The organism is Mesorhizobium loti (assembly GCA_014189435.1).
GTDB lineage: Bacteria > Pseudomonadota > Alphaproteobacteria > Rhizobiales > Rhizobiaceae > Mesorhizobium > Mesorhizobium loti_G.
On the sequence record CP050293.1, the window covers coordinates 1,396,342 to 1,412,654 of the forward strand.

Annotated in this window: 15 protein-coding genes; 10 read left to right on the plus strand and 5 right to left on the minus strand. The window is 64.5% G+C overall.

Annotation, left to right across the window (positions count from 1 at the left end; genetic code table 11):
• Positions 1-27: 27 nt before the first annotated feature.
• The 4 genes from HB777_06765 to HB777_06780 form a co-directional block, all read right to left on the minus strand.
• Positions 28-1,332 carry a c-type cytochrome gene (locus HB777_06765; GenBank protein QND63633.1) on the minus strand — a complete coding sequence of 435 codons (1,305 nt, stop codon included), beginning with the start codon at positions 1,330-1,332 and terminating at the stop codon, positions 28-30.
• 2 nt (positions 1,333-1,334) lie between these two features.
• Positions 1,335-3,572 (minus strand): xanthine dehydrogenase family protein molybdopterin-binding subunit, encoded by a 2,238-nt coding sequence (locus HB777_06770; protein QND68690.1) that lies wholly within the window; start codon positions 3,570-3,572, stop codon positions 1,335-1,337.
• A gap of 89 nt (positions 3,573-3,661) precedes the next feature.
• The gene (locus HB777_06775) at positions 3,662-4,114 is read right to left on the minus strand and encodes a (2Fe-2S)-binding protein (protein QND68691.1); all 453 of its coding nucleotides are present in this window, start codon (positions 4,112-4,114) and stop codon (positions 3,662-3,664) included.
• A 173-nt stretch (positions 4,115-4,287) separates the two neighbouring features.
• Positions 4,288-5,730, minus strand: a complete 1,443-nt coding sequence (locus tag HB777_06780) for a PLP-dependent aminotransferase family protein (GenBank protein ID QND63634.1) — start codon at positions 5,728-5,730, stop codon at positions 4,288-4,290.
• Positions 5,731-5,735: 5 nt separating this feature from the next.
• Between HB777_06780 and HB777_06785 the strand changes: the two genes are divergently transcribed.
• The 3 genes from HB777_06785 to HB777_06795 all read left to right on the plus strand — a co-directional run bounded on the left by HB777_06785 (position 5,736) and on the right by HB777_06795 (position 8,805).
• Positions 5,736-6,488, plus strand: a complete 753-nt coding sequence (locus HB777_06785; GenBank protein ID QND63635.1) for a pyridoxamine 5'-phosphate oxidase family protein — start codon at positions 5,736-5,738, stop codon at positions 6,486-6,488.
• Between the two features lie 249 nt (positions 6,489-6,737).
• On the plus strand, positions 6,738-7,190 hold the full coding sequence (locus HB777_06790; GenBank protein QND63636.1) for a GNAT family N-acetyltransferase: 453 nt from the start codon (positions 6,738-6,740) through the stop codon (positions 7,188-7,190).
• Between the two features lie 406 nt (positions 7,191-7,596).
• Positions 7,597-8,805 (plus strand): PLP-dependent aminotransferase family protein, encoded by a 1,209-nt coding sequence (locus tag HB777_06795; protein QND63637.1) that lies wholly within the window; start codon positions 7,597-7,599, stop codon positions 8,803-8,805.
• Between the two features lie 23 nt (positions 8,806-8,828).
• Here HB777_06795 and HB777_06800 read toward each other — a convergent pair whose 3' ends face one another.
• Entirely contained in the window at positions 8,829-9,089 is a 261-nt protein-coding gene (locus HB777_06800; GenBank protein QND63638.1) for a hypothetical protein, read from the minus strand.
• 375 nt (positions 9,090-9,464) lie between these two features.
• Between HB777_06800 and HB777_06805 the strand changes: the two genes are divergently transcribed.
• From HB777_06805 to HB777_06835, 7 genes are all read left to right on the plus strand, one after another.
• Positions 9,465-9,884, plus strand: a complete 420-nt coding sequence (locus tag HB777_06805; GenBank protein QND63639.1) for a VOC family protein — start codon at positions 9,465-9,467, stop codon at positions 9,882-9,884.
• Positions 9,885-10,112: 228 nt separating this feature from the next.
• Positions 10,113-10,628 (plus strand): hypothetical protein, encoded by a 516-nt coding sequence (locus HB777_06810; GenBank protein QND68692.1) that lies wholly within the window; start codon positions 10,113-10,115, stop codon positions 10,626-10,628.
• 393 nt (positions 10,629-11,021) lie between these two features.
• Entirely contained in the window at positions 11,022-11,639 is a 618-nt protein-coding gene (locus HB777_06815; GenBank protein QND63640.1) for a hypothetical protein, read from the plus strand.
• Between the two features lie 25 nt (positions 11,640-11,664).
• Entirely contained in the window at positions 11,665-12,738 is a 1,074-nt protein-coding gene (locus tag HB777_06820) for a D-alanine--D-alanine ligase (GenBank protein ID QND63641.1), read from the plus strand.
• Positions 12,739-12,891: 153 nt separating this feature from the next.
• Positions 12,892-13,245, plus strand: coding sequence for an SPW repeat protein (locus HB777_06825; GenBank protein QND63642.1), 354 nt, complete (start codon positions 12,892-12,894; stop codon positions 13,243-13,245).
• A 236-nt stretch (positions 13,246-13,481) separates the two neighbouring features.
• Positions 13,482-13,916, plus strand: a complete 435-nt coding sequence (locus tag HB777_06830) for a hypothetical protein (GenBank protein ID QND63643.1) — start codon at positions 13,482-13,484, stop codon at positions 13,914-13,916.
• Between the two features lie 394 nt (positions 13,917-14,310).
• The gene (locus HB777_06835; GenBank protein ID QND68693.1) at positions 14,311-16,245 is read left to right on the plus strand and encodes an AI-2E family transporter; all 1,935 of its coding nucleotides are present in this window, start codon (positions 14,311-14,313) and stop codon (positions 16,243-16,245) included.
• The last annotated feature ends 68 nt before the right edge of the window (positions 16,246-16,313 follow it).

Below are 16,313 nucleotides of genomic sequence, written 5' to 3' on the forward strand. Positions count from 1 at the left end.
CGCATCGCGCTGCCTGCGCTCAAGGCTTCATTGCATCCGCGCCTTGGCCACATCGGCCGGCGTGATCGCCGATTGCTTGCCGCCGAAATGTGCCAGGACATAGTTGCCGAGCGCCGCGATCTCGACGTTCGAATAGGCGTTGGCGAAGGCAGGCATCGCCTGTGCGCCCGTTGCCGTCGTCATATGCGCACCCTTGAGAATGACCTGGATAAGATTGGTCCCGTCGGGGTCGTTGACCGTGCGGCTGCCGCGCAGCGCGGCATAGGGCGTCTGCAGCCCTTCGCCGTTCCAGCCGTGGCAACTGGCGCAGGCGCCCTGGAACAGCTTCAGGCCAAGCCCGCCTTGCGCGGCCGCGTCGCCCGACGGCGCATAGGCAGTCGACGCCTTGAGCGTGGCCGGTTCGGCCTCGACGATCGCCTGGTCGCTGCTGACCTGCGGCGGCACGGTTTTCACATAGGCGACGATCGCCTTGATGTCTTCGGGCGTCAGGTGGCGCAGGCTGTAGTCCACCGCTTCACCCATGCTGCCCGTCGGCGAACCGCGACCTTCCGCATGGCCTTTGGAGAGGTAGTCAAACAGCTGTTCGTCGGTCCAGTTGCCGATGCCCGTGCGCTTGTCAGAACTGACATTGTAGGCCTTCCAGCCCTGCAGTTCCGCGCCGGCGAAGGTCTTGCCGCTGTCGAGCGCATAGAAAACATTGCGCGGCGTGTGGCATTCGCCGCAATGCGCCATCGCCTCGACCAGATAGGCGCCACGGTTCCATTCCGCGCTCTCGCTCGTGTTCGGCTGCAAGGCACCGCCGGGAACAAAAAGCAGGTTCCAGAACCGCATGACATAGCGCTGGTTGAACGGGAAGGTGAGGTCGTTCCTAGGCGCATCCGCGTGCACCGCAGGCAGGCTGAAGAGATAGGCCTTGATGGCCAGCGCGTCTTCCGTCGTCATCCGCGCATAGGCGGCATAGGGAAAGGCCGGATAGAGATTGTGGCCTTGCCTGTCGATGCCCTGATGCAAGGCGCGCACGAACTCGGCGTCGCTCCAGTCGCCGATGCCTGTTTCCTTGTCGGGAGTGATATTGGGCGCGTAGAGCGTGCCGAATGGCAGCTTGAAGGCGAGGCCGCCAGCATAGGGCTTGCCGCCCGATGTGGTGTGGCAGGCGACGCAATCGGCCGCGCGCGCCAGATACTCACCGCGATCGATCAGCGCCTGCCCGGTCGGCAGTGCGGCCTGCGCCGCGGACACGTCCGGCAGTGACGCCGGCTTGAACAGGAACACCGCGACGGCAGCAGCAATGACCACCGCTGCGGCGAGAATGATGAGGCCCAGTCGTTTCATCGTTACGCCGCCTCGGGTTCGGATTCGCCGGTTTCCCCTGATGTCGCCAGCGCCGCCAGTACGGGCACGCTGAGCGGCGGCATCATCGAGACACTGGTCTTGTCGGCGCCGTCGCTCTTCAACTGGTTGCGGTCGAAGGGCAGGCTGCGCAGGCGCTTGCCTGTCGCGGCGAAGATCGCATTGGCAAGGACGGGGGCGGCCGAGACGGTTGCCGTCTCGCCGATGCCACCGGGGGATTCCAGGCTCTTGACGTGATAGACCTCGATCTTGGGCGCCTCGTTGTTGCGCAGGATCCGGTAGTCGTGAAAATTGCTCTGGTCGACGCGGCCATTGGTGAACGTTATGCCGCTGTAGAGCGCGGCGGAGAGACCGAAGATCAGTCCGCCTTCGATCTGGGCCTCGACGGTGTTGGGATTGATGGCAATGCCGCAATCCACCGCCACCACGGCCCGATGCAGCGTGATCTCGCCGGCTGACGAAACCGAGATTTCCAGCACCGCGGCCATATAGCTGCCGAAGGCATCGTGCAGCGCGATGCCGCGTCCAGAGCCGGCCGGAAGCGGGGTGCCCCAGCCGGATTTTTCGGCCACCAGTTCCAGCACGCCCGCCGCGCGCGGCTGGTTCTTCGTCAGCGCCCGGCGATACTCGACAGGATCCTTGCCTGCCGCATGGGCGAGCTCGTCCATGAAGCTTTCGACCACGAAGACATTGTGCGTGGAACCGACGCCGCGCCACCAGGTGATCGGCACCGGCGGATCCTGGCGCACCCAGTCGACCTGGATGACCGGCAGGTCATAGGGCGGCTTGACCGCGCCTTCGACGGCGTCGTCATCGAGCTTGTCGTCCGGCCAGCCGCCGGGAATGTAGTTGCCCAGGACCGAGCCGCCGGCGACATGGTCGATCCAGACCGTCGGCAGGCCATCCGGGCCGAGGCCGGCGGAGATGCGGTCGTAGTAGGCGGGCCGGTAGAGATCGTGCTGAATGTCCTCCTCGCGGGTCCAGATCACCTTGACCGGATAGCTCACCTGCTTGGCGATGGCCACGGCCTGCGCGACCGATTCAGCCACCAGCCTGCGGCCGAAGCCGCCACCGATCAGATGGTTGTGGACGATGATCTTGTCGAGCGGAAACCCGGTGACCTGCGCGGCTCCGGCCTGCGCCTGCGTCGGTACCTGCGTGCCGACCCAGATCTCGCATTCGTCGGCGCGCACATGCACCACGCAGTTGATCGGCTCCATCGGCGCATGGGCGAGGAACGGCAGTTGGTAGATCGCCTCGACCGTCTTGGAAGCGGCTTTCAGCTTGCCTTCGACGTCGCCTTCCTTGCGCGCCATGATCGGTGTCTTGTGCTCGGACGCTGTCTTCAGGGCGGCCATGATATCGGCGCTGCCGAGCTTGGCGTTGGCGCCATCGTTCCAGGTGATGTCGAGCGCTTCGAGCCCCTTCTTGGCGGCCCAGAAGTGATCGCCGATGACGGCCACCGCGTTGGGCAGGCGCACGATGTCGCGCACGCCGGGGATGGCGCGCGCGGCCTTCTCGTCGACATCCTGCAGCGTGCCGCCGAGGACCGGGCAAGCGGATACGGTCGCCACCTTCATGTCGGGCACGCGCACGTCGATGCCGTAGACCACCGCGCCATTGACCTTGCCTGCCGTGTCGACCCTGCGCAGCGATTTGCCGATCAGTTCGAAATCGCTGGGATCCTTGAGCTTGACGTCGGTCGGCACGGCCTGCTTGCCCGCCGCATCGGCGAGCGCGCCATAGGCAAGCTGCCTGCCAGTCGGCTGGTGCGTGACCACGCCAAGCTTGGCCACGCATTCCGACACCGGAACCGACCATTGCGCCGCCGCCGCCGCAACCAGCATCATGCGCGCCGTGGCGCCCGCCTTGCGCAGCGACTCCCAGGTGGCGCGCATAGAGGTGGAACCGCCCGTCGCCTGGCCGCCAAGGGCCGCGGTGGCGTAGAGTTTGTCGTTGGGCGGCGCGTCGACGACGCTCACCTGGTCAAGGCCGACTTCCAGTTCCTCGGCGATCAGTGTGGCTTCGCCGGTGTGGGTGCCCTGTCCCATCTCGATGTTGGGAAGGATGAGCGTGATCTTGCCGTCGGTGCCGATGCGGATGAAAGCATCGGGTGAAAAGGCCGCGGTGACGTCGCCCGCCACGGGCTCCGTGGCGGCAAGGGTGGGTTTCACCCCGGCGCCAAGCAAAGCGAACCCCAGCAGCAGACCGCCGCCTTGCAGGAAGGCACGACGAGAGGCGCCGGTTTGCGGGGAGGGGCCTGTCTTGGGGGGAGGAGAATGGCTTGCTCATGCTGGCTGTCTCCTCGTCCTCAGGCCTTGGCGGCCTGTTTTATGGCCGCTCTTATTCGCGTGTAGGTGCCGCACCGGCAGATATTGCCGGACATGGCCGCATCGATGTCGCTGTCGCTCGGATCGGGATTGCGTTCCAGCAGCGCCGAGGCCGACATGATCTGCCCGGACTGGCAATAGCCGCATTGGATGACCTCGAGGTCGAGCCATGCCTGCTGCACTTTCTTTCCACCAGCGGTCGCACCGATCGCCTCGATGGTGGTGACACGCCGCGTGCCGACAGAGGCGATGGGCAGGACACAGGAACGGACGGGCTGGCCATCGAGCTGCACCGTGCAGGCGCCGCACTGGGCGATGCCGCATCCGAACTTGGTGCCGGTCAGGCCAATGACATCGCGCAGCACCCATAGAAGCGGCATATCTTCGGGCACGTCGACGCTGCGATCCTCACCGTTCACATTCAGGGCAATCATCGGCCGCTCCTTCTTGTCCCGATCTCGGCTCACTAGGCACATTTTGGCGAGATCAGTCCAATCAAATGGTTCTTGATCCGATAGCGGCAAGGGAGCGGCCGTTTTTCTCATGCGGCCGCAAGCCGGTCCTGCGTCGCGGTCGCCTTGGCGCGCAGAGCTCCAACGATCCGTCGCTACCGCAACACCCCACCCAGCCTGACGGTCGCAGCCATCAATTCCTCGTCCGAAAAACCGGAAAAGCCCAGCACCAGGCCTTGCCGGGGCGGACCGTCGATGAACATCGAGGAGAGGGCACGGGCGCCGATACCAGCCGCTTTCGCCGCCTCGACGATCGCGGTGTCAGGGCCGGCGCCCTTCAGCGTCGCCATCAGGTGCAGCCCCTGTTCGGGCACTGTCACATCGAGGGCGTTGCCGCAATGCGCCTCGAGGCCGGCGACCAGCACGTCGCGGGCGGCCTGGACGCGGCGGCGCACGCGCCTGAGATGCGCGGCGAAATGGCCTTCGTTCAACAGGTCGGTCAGCGCACCTTCGGCCAGTGTCGAGGGAAAGCGGTCGGAGCGCGCCCTGACCGCCATGACGGCATCGAGCAACGCCTCCGGAACCACGACGTAGCCGATGCGCAGGCCGGGGAAGAGCACCTTGGAGAAGGTGCCGAGATAGGCGACGCGGCCCGAGCCGTCCATGCCCTGCAGCGAGGTCAGCGGCGGGCCGGCATAGCGGAACTCGCTGTCGTAATCGTCCTCGAAGATCCAGGCATCGTTGCGCCGCGCCCAGTCGAGCAAAGCTAGGCGGCGGCGCATCGTCATCGTCACGCCGAGCGGATATTGATGCGAGGGCGTGACATAGGCAGCGCGCGCTTTCGGGCACAGGCTTTCGCCGATCTCGGGATCGAGCCCTTCCGCGTCGACCGGCACGCCAAAAACCCTGGCGCCACTGCCGGCGAGTACTGCATGCGCCATGGGATAACAAGGGTTTTCGATCCAGACGGCTTCGCCGGGGCGAAGGGAGGCGCGCGCCAGGAGATCGAGCCCCTGCTGCGTGCCCGAGGTCAGCACGATCTGGCCGGCATCGCAGCGCACGCCGCGCGCGGTCCTTAGATAGGTTGCGATCGCGCTGCGCAGCGGCAGGCCGCCGCGCGGATCGCCATAGCGGAAATGCTCCGGCCCGGGGCGGGCGAGGTGGCGCGACAGAAGGATGCGGAACACATCGAGCGTGCGCGGATCGGACACCGCCACGCCAAGGCCGCAAGGCAGCGCGGTCGCCGCGTCGATCTCCGGTGGACGCGGCTTGGTCAGCGTCACCGGCAGATGCGGCACGTCAGGCGCGACGAAGGTTCCCGCGCCCACTTTGGCGACGGCGAAGCCTTCCGAGATCAGCATTTCGAAACAGGCGACTGCGGCCGAGCGCGACAGGCCGAAGCGCCGTGCCAGATCGCGGGTGGTCGGCAGCTTGGCGCCGGCGGCGAGCGCGCCGGTCTCGATCAGCCGCCGCAGCGCCGCATAAAGTTCGCGGCTGCGTGGCCCGTCGCCCGGCAGGACAGGGATCAGCGCCGACCAATCCGGCAGATTGGTCTGAATTTTGTTGCCCCGATTGGTTCTTTTGTCGACCAATGTCATGGCGCATGGTTGGCAGACACCAGACAAGGATGCAAGCCGTGAACGATAGCGTCGCCAGTTTTCCGACCACCAAGCGCAACCGGGTAAAGCGCCGTCATGACCGTGGCAGCTACGACCACGCCTCGGTGTTCGCGGTGCTGGATGCCGGGCTGCTCTGCCACGTCGCCTTCACATTCGACGGTCAGCCCTATTGCACGCCGACCATTCACTGGCGCGAGGATGACATGCTGTACTGGCACGGCTCGTCGGCCAGCCGCATGCTGCGCCAACTGCGCGGCGGCGCGCCGGCGTGTCTGACGGTGTCGCATCTCGACGGGCTGGTGCTGGCGCGCTCGGGCTTCAACCATTCGGCCAATTACCGCTCGGCGATGTGTTTCGGCACGGCGCACATCATCGATGAGCCGCAGGAGAAGCTTAAGGCGCTGGCCGGTGTGGTCGATCGCTTTTATCCCGGCCGGACCGCGACCTTGCGGCCGATTTCGGCGCAGGAAGCCAAGGCGACGACGGTCATCGGCATGCGCATCGAAGAGGCATCGGCAAAAGTGCGCGCCAAGGGCGTCGCCGACGACGAGGAGGATTACGGGCATCCGGTGTGGGCCGGCGTCATCCCGGTGCGGATGGTGGTCGGGGCCGCCGAGCCGTGCCCGAGGCTGCTGCCTGGTATGGAGCGGCCGCGGAACCTGGCTGGCTATGCGGAGGGTGAGCGGCTCGATGAGGCGCTGACGCAGGCGCAGCTGGTTTATGAGGGTGGGCGTTAGTCTGCGAGGCTGGCGCTGCCCCTCATTGTCCTGCCGGACATTTCTCCCCGTATAGTGACGGGGAGAAAGAGGCAGCTGCGATGCCGGCGTATATTCTGCAACGCTGGCAGTTGGCGAAATCATCGATGACGGGGTCCTTCTCCCCGTCACTATACGGGGAGAAGATGCCGGCAGGCAGATGAGGGGCAGCGCCGCCGCAGCCAATCGGAGTGGCTTGCCGCTGCCAGCGCCTCGCGATATCTCGACGCCATGATCACCTTCCGCAAGGCTGTTGCCTCCGACCTGCCTGATATCGTCGCGATGCTGGCCGACGATCCGCTCGGTGCGGGCCGCGAGGACGCTTCCTTGCCGCTGGCGCAAGGCTATGTCGATGCTTTCAAGGCCATCGATGCCGATCCCAATCAACTGCTGGCGGTGGCCGTGGAGGGCGCCGAGGTGGTCGGCACCTTGCAGATCACCTTCCTCGCCGGGCTGTCGCGCAAGGGCGCCTGGCGCGGGCAGATCGAGGCGGTTCGCATTGCCGGCCATCGGCGCTCGGGCGGCATCGGCAGGCTGATGATCGAATGGGCGACCGATCAATGCCGGGCGCGGGGCTGCGGCCTCGTCCAACTGACCACCGACAGGTCGCGCGCGGACGCGCACCGCTTCTATGAAAGCCTCGGCTTCACCGGCAGCCATCTCGGCTACAAGAAGAGCCTTTAGACGCAATTCAGCGTTTGTCCGCTGCACTAACGTCGTCATCCTAGGGCGAAGCAGGAGCGTAGCTCCGTCGCTGAGACCCTGGGATCCATGCCGCGACCTTAGCCGAGAGGACGCAACGGAGCAGAATTCTGCACCGCAGCAGCGCTCGAAAATCACGGCATGGATCCTATGGTCTGCGCCGCGTCGCTTCGCTCCTTGCTCCGCCATAGGATGACGAAGCGATTGATGTTTCCGCCAATCTCCAGGGCTTTTCCCGGAGTGCCGTGGCAGCCCACGCTGTTGTCCGTTCCGCCCCGGCGGCGACTGGCGTAAACTGGCAGGCTTTCAGGCTCTATTCAAATCGTTCGATAAAGCAGATATAGGTCAGCTAGGTTGACCTAAATAGAATTGTCGCGGGAGGCGTGTCGTGACCCTTATGAATCTGTTAGCTTCGCGCTCGTCGCGCATGAAAGCGTCCGAAATCCGCGAGCTCTTGAAGCTGCTCGACCAGCCGGACATCATCTCGTTTGCCGGCGGCATTCCCGATCCGGCGCTGTTTCCCGCCGAGGCGATCCGCGACGCCTATGCCGATGTGCTGGGTGGCGCAGAGGCTGGAGCGGCGCTGCAGTACCAGGTCTCGGAAGGCTATCTGCCGCTGCGGCGCTGGCTGGCCGGGCAGATGGGCAAGCTCGGCGTTGCCTGCGACGAGGCCAACATCTTCATCACCTCCGGCTCGCAGCAGGCGCTGGATTATCTCGGCAAGCTGTTCCTGTCGCCGGGCGATACCGCGCTGGTGACATGGCCGACCTATCTCGGAGCGCTGCAGGCTTTCAACGCCTATGAACCGCGCTACGACCGGCTGACCCCGGCCGGCGGCAATATGACGCCCGATGCCTACCGCGCGGCGGCGGCCGGAAACGGTGGCAAGGTCAAGTTCGCCTATCTGGTGCCGGACTTCGCCAACCCGACCGGCAACACGCTGGACCAAAAGCAGCGCGAAGCGGTGCTCGACCTTGCCAGTGAACTCGACATCGCCGTCATCGAAGATGCCGCCTACCGCGCGCTGCGCTATGACGGCGAAGGTGTGCCGCCGATCCTTGCGCTCGACTGCGCGCGCTCCGGCTCAATCGACAAGGCGCGTACGCTCTATTGCGGCTCGTTCTCGAAGATCCTGTCGCCGGGCATGCGCGTCGGCTGGGTGTGCGCGCCGCGCCACATCGTCGAGAAGCTGGTGCTGATGAAGCAGGCTTCCGATTTGCACAGCCCGTCGATCAACCAGGTGGTGATGCATCGCGTCGCCGAGGCTGTGTTCGACGGCCAGGTGGAGAAACTGATCGGCGCCTATCGCGAGCGCCGCGACGGCCTGCTCGGCGCTCTCGAAGCCAACATGCCGGAAGGCGTGACCTGGAGTCGTCCGGAAGGTGGCATGTTCGTCTGGGTGACGCTGCCGGAAGGGTCAGATGCCACCGCGTTGCTGGCGCGGTCGGTGAAGGAAGCGCGGGTCGCCTTCGTGCCCGGCAGCGCCTTTTATGCCGACGGCACCGGGCGCAACACGCTGCGGCTGTCCTTCACCCTTGCCGACCGCCGCGCGGTGACCGAAGGCATACCGCGGCTGGCGGCCATCCTGAAGGGATAAGCCAGGCGCCGGAGGCCGGCTTCCTACGCCGCTACATTCACCAGGTGCCGGAGCTTCGACAGCCTGGCGCGAGCCAGCTTGCCCAGTGATTTCCGGAACCCTTGCTCGCCGCTCTCGACGACGAAGACCAATGTCTTGAAGTCGAGCATGAACTCGTCGATTGCTGCCGTGACCACCTGCGACCTGCCCTTGAACCGACGCAGCAGAGCGTTCGCTTCTTCGATGCCGTTGATGCCGGCGCTATCGACCAGCGCTTCGAGCCTTTGAAAACAGTCCAATCGCAATTCCTCCCAGCCGCGCCACAAAACCCGGTTGGAGGCGGAAGGTTCCAGCCGGGAGAGGTCCCGCGAAAAGAAATCGCCGCCACCGTTTGAATTTCGCGGATTCGACAGCCCGCCGGTTATATTTCTGTTCGGGTGGAACCTCTGCGGCCAATAAAGGTTCTCATCATGTCTGATCCCCCGTCAGACATCTGAAAGCTTGAGTATCCGCTTTCCAAAGGCCCGCTGGAGTCCCCCTCCCGGCGGGCTTTTTGTTTGAAGGATTGTCGGAGGACTCTCTGAACAGGAGTTGCGACGGGGTCTGGCGGTCAGCTAGCATCCGCATTGACGGCGCCTTGCCCAAGCCTAAATTCGAAAGCCTTGCGAGGAGGAATTTTTATGGAACTGCATCGCGGCCGGCTCGTCGACCACATCCAGCTGGTGGTCAGGGATCTTGCCGCCAGCCGGCGTTTCTACGAGGCGATCTTCCGGGTGCTCGACGTTCCGATCGGCGGCACCGGCGAGGGTTATTTCTGGGCCGACGAACTGTTCGTCTCGAGTGCCGACAGCCGGGCGGCGTTGGGAAAACTCACCGGCCGCCATCATCTTGCTTTCCAGGCAAAGGACCATGCCATGGTCGAGGCCTTCTACAAGGCCGGGCTCGCCGGCGGCGGCACGGACAATGGCGCGCCGGGCGAGCGGCCCTATCACCCCGGCTACTACGCTGCCTTCCTGCTTGATCCCGACGGCAACAACATCGAGGCCGTCCATCACGGCCCGCACACGCGCAGCGCCGCTTCGGTGAAGATCACCCTCTAGAGCAATTCCAGGAAAGCTGGAGCGGTTCACCGCTCCAAAGTGTGCCGACAGTCAGCCGGCCCGCAAAGGGTGGCCATTGGGATGCCGGCGAGATGGAGCTCCAGCGTTGCCAGATTGGTGGCCCCGATGCTAACCGTGCAAATGGCGGGCGGGAATCGGCATCGAAGCAACGCGCGCCGCAATCTTCTCAATAAAACGCCTACTATCCCATCGTGGAGACTATTTTTTATGCAAAACTCAACAAGGGCGATCTGTGCCGCCGCGCTTCTATTTGCGACCGGGGCCGTGGGCCTGAGCGGTGTATTATCCGTTGCTTATGTCTCATCAGCGCAGGCTCAGGAGGAGTATCTTCCGACCCAGAAGGATTTTGTCGGCAAATGGAAACTGAACGGTGGAGCCATCCGGCCGCCGCGCGACATGACGGATGCGCCCACGCCGGAACAGGAAGCGGCCGCCAATGAGTTCCAGCAGACGGTGACGGCATTTTACGGTGCGTTCGACTATCTGGAGATCACGGCCGACGGCCGCTACAATTTTCATCAGCCTGGTGATCCGATGTCGGGAGCCTGCGTCTGGTGCGGAACCTGGTCCTTCGCCAACAGTTCGGCGTGGCTCAAGCTGGATACGGCGCCGAGGCTCGATATTTACGCCAAGGACGGCGACTTGCAGATGACCTACACTGCCGAACCCGACGAAAAATCGAAATACGCCTGGCTGGTTTTCGCCTGGACGAAGGCCGAGTAAGCGGGGGCCACCGCTCACTGCCTCTGCATAGACGTTTTGACTGGTCGCTTGCGTTCGCTTCGTCATCCACGGGCGGAGCAAGGAGCGTAGCGACGCGGCGCAGACCCGAGGATCCATGCCGCGACACATGAGCGCCGCTGCGGTGCAGAACTCTGCTCCGCTGCACTCTTCGATTGACGTCCCGGCATGGATCCTCGGGTCTCCGCGACGGAGCTTCGCTCCTGCTCCGCCCGTGGATGACGAAGTCGGGGAGGCTTCGGCCAATCCCGAATATCGGCAATGGTCGACCGAAACGGAAGGTGACATCCTCTGCGTCGCGCCACTGGATTTCGCGGCTTTTCATCCATCTCGTATCCCCGTATACGAGATGGTGTTCGCTGCCTGAGGAGTCGTATGAGCCCGCTGCCTGAAACCGTGCCGTTTTTCAGCCAGTGGGAAACGCCTGATATGACCATGGCCGTGCTTGCCGACGGCGCCGAGGTGGCGCTGCGGCGCGATCCGCTGTGGCGGGGGTCGGGCGCGGCCACTCTGGACGAATACGCGGTCTGGGCCGCCAACATTTGCGGCATGGCCTGCCTGAAGATGATCCTGGCGGCACGCGGCGAGATCGTGCCGACGATCGAACTGGCCAGGCGATGCACTGGATATGGCGGCTATGTCGTCAACGAGGGATCGATCAAGGGGCTGATCTACGCGCCCTTCGTCAGCTTCGTGAAAGAGGTTTTTGGGCTCCGGGCCGAGGTGATGACCAATGTCGCGACGGCGGACATTCCGGCGATCCTGGAGCGGCAGCGCTTCTTCATCGCTTCGGTCAGCAGTTCGATCCGCTGGCCCGAGCGCGAGCCGCCGTCGAAGGGCGGCCATCTGGTGCTGGTCACAGCGGCGTCGGACAAGGGTTTCCGCTTCCACAATCCTTCCGGCCACACCAGCGCCACACAGGCAAACGCAGTGTTGGCGCCAGCCGATTTCGACCGCTTCTTTGCCAATCGCGGCATTGCCGTCGCCATTTGATTTTTTTGAGAGTTGAGGGATTTCGATGACCGGGAAGACAAGAGTGGCCATCCTCTATGGCGGGCGTTCGGCCGAACATGACGTGTCGCGCCTTTCGGCCGCCAATGTGCTGAAGGCGATCGACCGGACGCGCTACGACATCGCGCCGATCGCCATTTCCAAAAGCGGCAGATGGCTGCTGCAACAGTCGGCGGCCGGCGATGGGGCAGGGGCGCCGGCATCCGAGGACCGCATGGAGGTCGCCCTGCTGCCCGGCGGCAAGGGCCGGCTGGTCGCCGTGTCGAGGGATGGAACCCAGCCTGACCTGCCGCCGGTCGATGTCGTCTTTCCCGTGCTGCACGGACCGTTCGGCGAGGACGGGTCGGTGCAGGGCTATGCCGAGGTCGCCGATGTTGCCTATGTCGGCTGTGGCATCCTCGCTTCGGCAGCCGCCATGGACAAGGAGATTGCCAAGCGGCTGATGCGCGAGGCGGGACTTGCGGTTGCCCGCTCGCTGACCTTGCGGCGCGGGGAGCCCGTGTCCTTCGAGGACGTCGCGGCGAAGCTCGGCCTGCCGGTGTTCGTCAAGCCGGCGCGCCAGGGCTCGTCCTTCGGGGTCAGCAAGGCGACAGACAGCGCCGGCTTCGCCGCGGCCATCGAGGCGGCTTTCCGGCATGACAGCAAGGTTCTGGTGGAGGAATTCGTCGAAGGCCGCGAGATCGAGTTCTCGGTGCTGGAGCGGGCCGACGGCACCCTGACGGTCTCGCTGCCCGGCGAGATCATTCCGGCCGGCAAGCATGGCTTCTACACCTATGAGGCGAAATATCTCGATGCCGACGGCGCGCTGGTCAAGGTTCCCGCCGATGTCCCGGAAGCGGTTGCCGACAAGGCCAGGGAGATGGCGCGGCAGGCTTTCCAGGCGCTCGGCTGCGAAGCCATGGCGCGCGTCGATTTCTTCCTGCGCGCCGACGGCAGCCTGCTGGTCAACGAGGTCAACACCATCCCCGGCTTCACCGACATCTCGATGTACGCCAAGGCGCTGGCAGCGTCAGGCATCGGCTACAGCCAGACCATCGACGTGCTGATCGAACACGCGCTGGCCAGGCATGCGGCGCGCTGATCCCGTTCGGGAGCGGAGTGGCGGCCTGCGCCAAGCCGGAGCTCATCATTAGCCGGGTCTTGAAGGCCATATGAAGCGTAGTTACATCAATGATTGAGCGTGCGTTGCACGCGTACTTAACGCTTTGGTCAAGCTTCATCTGTGGAGGTTGTCATGGCTAATACACTCATGGAAGGAAAGAAGGGCCAGGACTGGCTTAATCTGGCCCTTGCCATCTGCCTGTTCATCTCACCTTGGATAATCGGCTTCGCTGCTGAAACCACCCCCGCATGGAACGCCTGGATTGTTGGCGCCGTGCTGGGCGTCATGGCTCTGGCGGCGCTTGCCGCATTCGCCGAGTGGGAGGAATGGGTTAGTATCGTTCTCGGGCTCTGGCTGATCGTTTCGCCCTGGCTGCTCGGCTTCGTGGCGAACGCGATGGCCACCCACGTCATTCTCGGCGTGCTGGTGGTTGCCGCATCAGGTTGGGCCGTCTGGGACTTCCGTCATCCGCACGCGCATGCGTGACCGGTAAAGGTGGGGGTCCGGCGCGCGAGCGGCGGGCCCCTCCAGGTTTGAACATACTCGCCACATGCATTTGCCGAACAGGCCGCGCGGAGCCGGGTTGCCGGCTTGCTACGGAATGGCGCCACGCCGCCCAAAATGAATCGTCATATCGAGCATTTCCGTATCTTGCCGACCTCACGGAGCGCCATAATTCCATTCAAGGCTGAGCGAATTCAGCTGCTGAATAGGAGGCGTCCGTGAAGCACCAAACCGTTGACCAACTGCATGCCGTTGCCGACGTCCACGCCGAGGCAACCTATCTAGTCGCGACTCGAGGCGAACGCCTCGAACGCTGGGCGCAGCTTCTGGAGCAAAATCCCAACAGGTGCCTGGGGGCGCTGACGGGGACCGAGTACCAATCCGTGGAGATGCGCGAAACAATGCGTTCCGCGGGATCACCGATCACAGTTGCTTTCGAAGATCCGATCTTTCGCGCGCTGGGCTTGAAGGAGGATACCTATGGCGAGGCCAAGCGCTTCTTCGAGCTGACCGATTGGCAACTCCACGGAATCGTCTGCCATTGCCATGTCGGCGCTACCATGCCGGCACGATGGGCCGCATCCCGTGTCCGCGCGGCAATGTCGGGAAGATCCGGTTTCTTTGCGTGGCTGCGAGGAACGTTTCTGCACTGAGGGCCGATGCTCCGGCCGGTAGACATCGCGCACGGTGTCGGCTGAACGACTGCTTGAAGACCGATGAGGCGGCAGCGAGTCTCTCCGCCTCCTATCGATCGTTCCGGATTGTGCCGCTTGTCTTCTACCAGCGGCCGATCTCGCCGAACGCGATGTCGAGCGAGCCGATCTCATCGCGTCGAACATGGGAACGCTGACAACAGCATTCGATCTTGCCATCCCGGCGCAGGCACGGGATGCGTTCCTCGAATGAGCGGCGCGGCTAAATTAGCTGATGCGCTGAGAAAGTTGCACGCCGGCTCAATATGCCAGATCATGGCGACGTGGCAGGGGGAGACATCGAGTGGCCAATCGTCGAAACGACATGGCGTCTCCGGCTGATGGGTCGGAGGACATGCTTTTGGCCGCCGCGACCCGCCCGCGAACGGCATTGCCCAATGTGGCGACCATCGTCACCACTGTGGCGGCACTGTATTTCGGGCGAGAGGTTTTCCTGCCGATCGCGATCGCGCTGCTGCTGACCTTCGCGCTCGCGCCGCTGGTCTCGGCGCTCAAAAAGGTCGGCATACCCCGGATTGCCGCCGTCATCGCCAGCGTGCTCGGCGCTTTCGCGGCGCTTGGCCTGTTCTCCTTCATTGTCGCCACCCAGGTCAGCGAACTGGCGCAGAACATTCCGGTCTACCAGACCAACATCCTGACCAAGATCCGTTCGCTCAAGGAAACCGGGGTCGGGGGAGGGATCATTGCCAGATTGAGCCAGGTGGTCGAACGTGTCGGCCAGGAGATCGACAGGCAGGACGCGTCGCTGCCGGCCGCCACCCCGGAAAAGCCGCCGCGCGAGCCGGTGCCCGTCGAGATCGTCTCGCGCGAAAGGCCGCTCCAGGTCCTGCAGAACATAATCGGGCCGCTGATCAGCCCGCTCGGGTCGGCCGGGCTGATCATCGTCGTCGTCATCTTCATGCTGCTCGAGCGGGAGGATTTGCGCGACCGCTTCATCCGGCTTGTCGGTTACGGCGACCTCCACCGCACCACCGAGGCGCTTCAGGATGCCGCCAAGCGGGTGGGTCGCTATCTCTTGATGCAACTGGTCGTCAACATCGTCTACGCCGTGCCGATCGCGATCGGGCTGTGGGTCCTCGGCATTCCGAATGCGCTGCTGTGGGGCTTGCTGGCGCTGGCGCTGCGTTTCGTCCCCTATATCGGCCCGATCATCGGCATGCTTTTGCCGCTGTTCCTGGCGCTGGCCGTGGCGCCGGGCTGGGAGCTCGTCGCGTGGACGGCAGCCCTGTTCGTGGTGATGGAGCTGATCACCGGCAACGTCATCGAACCCTGGCTCTACGGTTCGCGAACGGGACTGTCGCCGCTGGCGATCATCGTCGCGGCGATTTTCTGGACATGGCTCTGGGGCCCGCTCGGGTTGATCCTGTCGACGCCGCTCACTGTCTGCCTGGTGGTGCTGGGCAGGCACGTGCCGCAGTTTGAATTCCTCGACGTGCTGTTTGGCAACGAGCCCGTGCTGGAACCCCATGCGCGCCTCTACCAGCGGCTGCTGGCCGGCGATCCGGAAGAAGCCACCGACCACGCCGAGGAGATGCTGGAGGAGAAATATCTGGTCGAATTCTACGACAAGGTCGCCATTCCGGCACTGCTGCTGGGCGAGCGCGACCGGGTGCGCGGCGTCATGGGCGACCTGCAACGGCGGCAGGTGGCGGCCAGCGCCCTGACGCTGGTGGCCAACCTCGACGACAGCGCGCAGGAGGAAGCGGGCGAGGAGGAGGAGCCGCACGTGGCCGCGGAAGCGAGCGACAATGGCGATTCCAGCGGCGAGGACGAGACCGAGCTGCCCGATGGCACCGATATGTCCGTGCTCTGCGCCGGCGGGCGCGGCGAGCTCGACGATGCCACTGCCGCGATGCTGGCGCAGGTGCTGGAGGTCCAGGGCGCAACGGTATCGAAGGTCGGCTTTGCCGATATGGAACCCGCCAGCATTCGCCGCCTCGAACTCGAAACCGTCGACACCGTCGTGGTTGGCTTCCTGAACCGGGATTCCGTCAAGCACGCCCGCTTTCTGGTCCGCCGGCTGAAACGCGCCAAGGCTGCACTGCGGGTCGGAATCGTGTTCTGGTCGGAGACCGGCACCGAGGACAAGGAAACGGCGGCCAAGCTGGCCCATGACATGAACGCCGATTTCGTGGCGCATGGCATGGTCGACGCGGTGGTGGGTGCGCTGTCACACGAGCCGCCGGTTGCCCTCCAGCTGATCGCCAAACGCCGCATGCGGCGACAGCGGGCGGCGCCCAAGAAGGTTGCGGCAGCGGCGGCGAGTTAGAGCCCGGTCTTCGCCTGGGGGGTGGGCAAGCGAGGGACCGATGGCCACAGAGCAAAGCATATGTGCCT

Excerpts from the sequence above, each read along its gene's own strand:
- HB777_06775 (QND68691.1), bottom strand. The coding sequence starts at position 4,114 with ATGATTGCCCTGAATGTGAACGGTGAGGATCGCAGCGTCGACGTGCCC.
- HB777_06810 (QND68692.1), top strand. The coding sequence starts at position 10,113 with ATGCAAAACTCAACAAGGGCGATCTGTGCCGCCGCGCTTCTATTTGCG.
- HB777_06785 (QND63635.1), top strand. The coding sequence starts at position 5,736 with ATGGTTGGCAGACACCAGACAAGGATGCAAGCCGTGAACGATAGCGTC.
- HB777_06835 (QND68693.1), top strand. The coding sequence starts at position 14,311 with ATGCTTTTGGCCGCCGCGACCCGCCCGCGAACGGCATTGCCCAATGTG.
- HB777_06820 (QND63641.1), top strand. The coding sequence starts at position 11,665 with ATGACCGGGAAGACAAGAGTGGCCATCCTCTATGGCGGGCGTTCGGCC.
- HB777_06825 (QND63642.1), top strand. The coding sequence starts at position 12,892 with ATGGCTAATACACTCATGGAAGGAAAGAAGGGCCAGGACTGGCTTAAT.
- HB777_06815 (QND63640.1), top strand. The coding sequence starts at position 11,022 with ATGAGCCCGCTGCCTGAAACCGTGCCGTTTTTCAGCCAGTGGGAAACG.
- HB777_06805 (QND63639.1), top strand. The coding sequence starts at position 9,465 with ATGGAACTGCATCGCGGCCGGCTCGTCGACCACATCCAGCTGGTGGTC.
- HB777_06790 (QND63636.1), top strand. The coding sequence starts at position 6,738 with ATGATCACCTTCCGCAAGGCTGTTGCCTCCGACCTGCCTGATATCGTC.
- HB777_06780 (QND63634.1), bottom strand. The coding sequence starts at position 5,730 with ATGACATTGGTCGACAAAAGAACCAATCGGGGCAACAAAATTCAGACC.
- HB777_06765 (QND63633.1), bottom strand. The coding sequence starts at position 1,332 with ATGAAACGACTGGGCCTCATCATTCTCGCCGCAGCGGTGGTCATTGCT.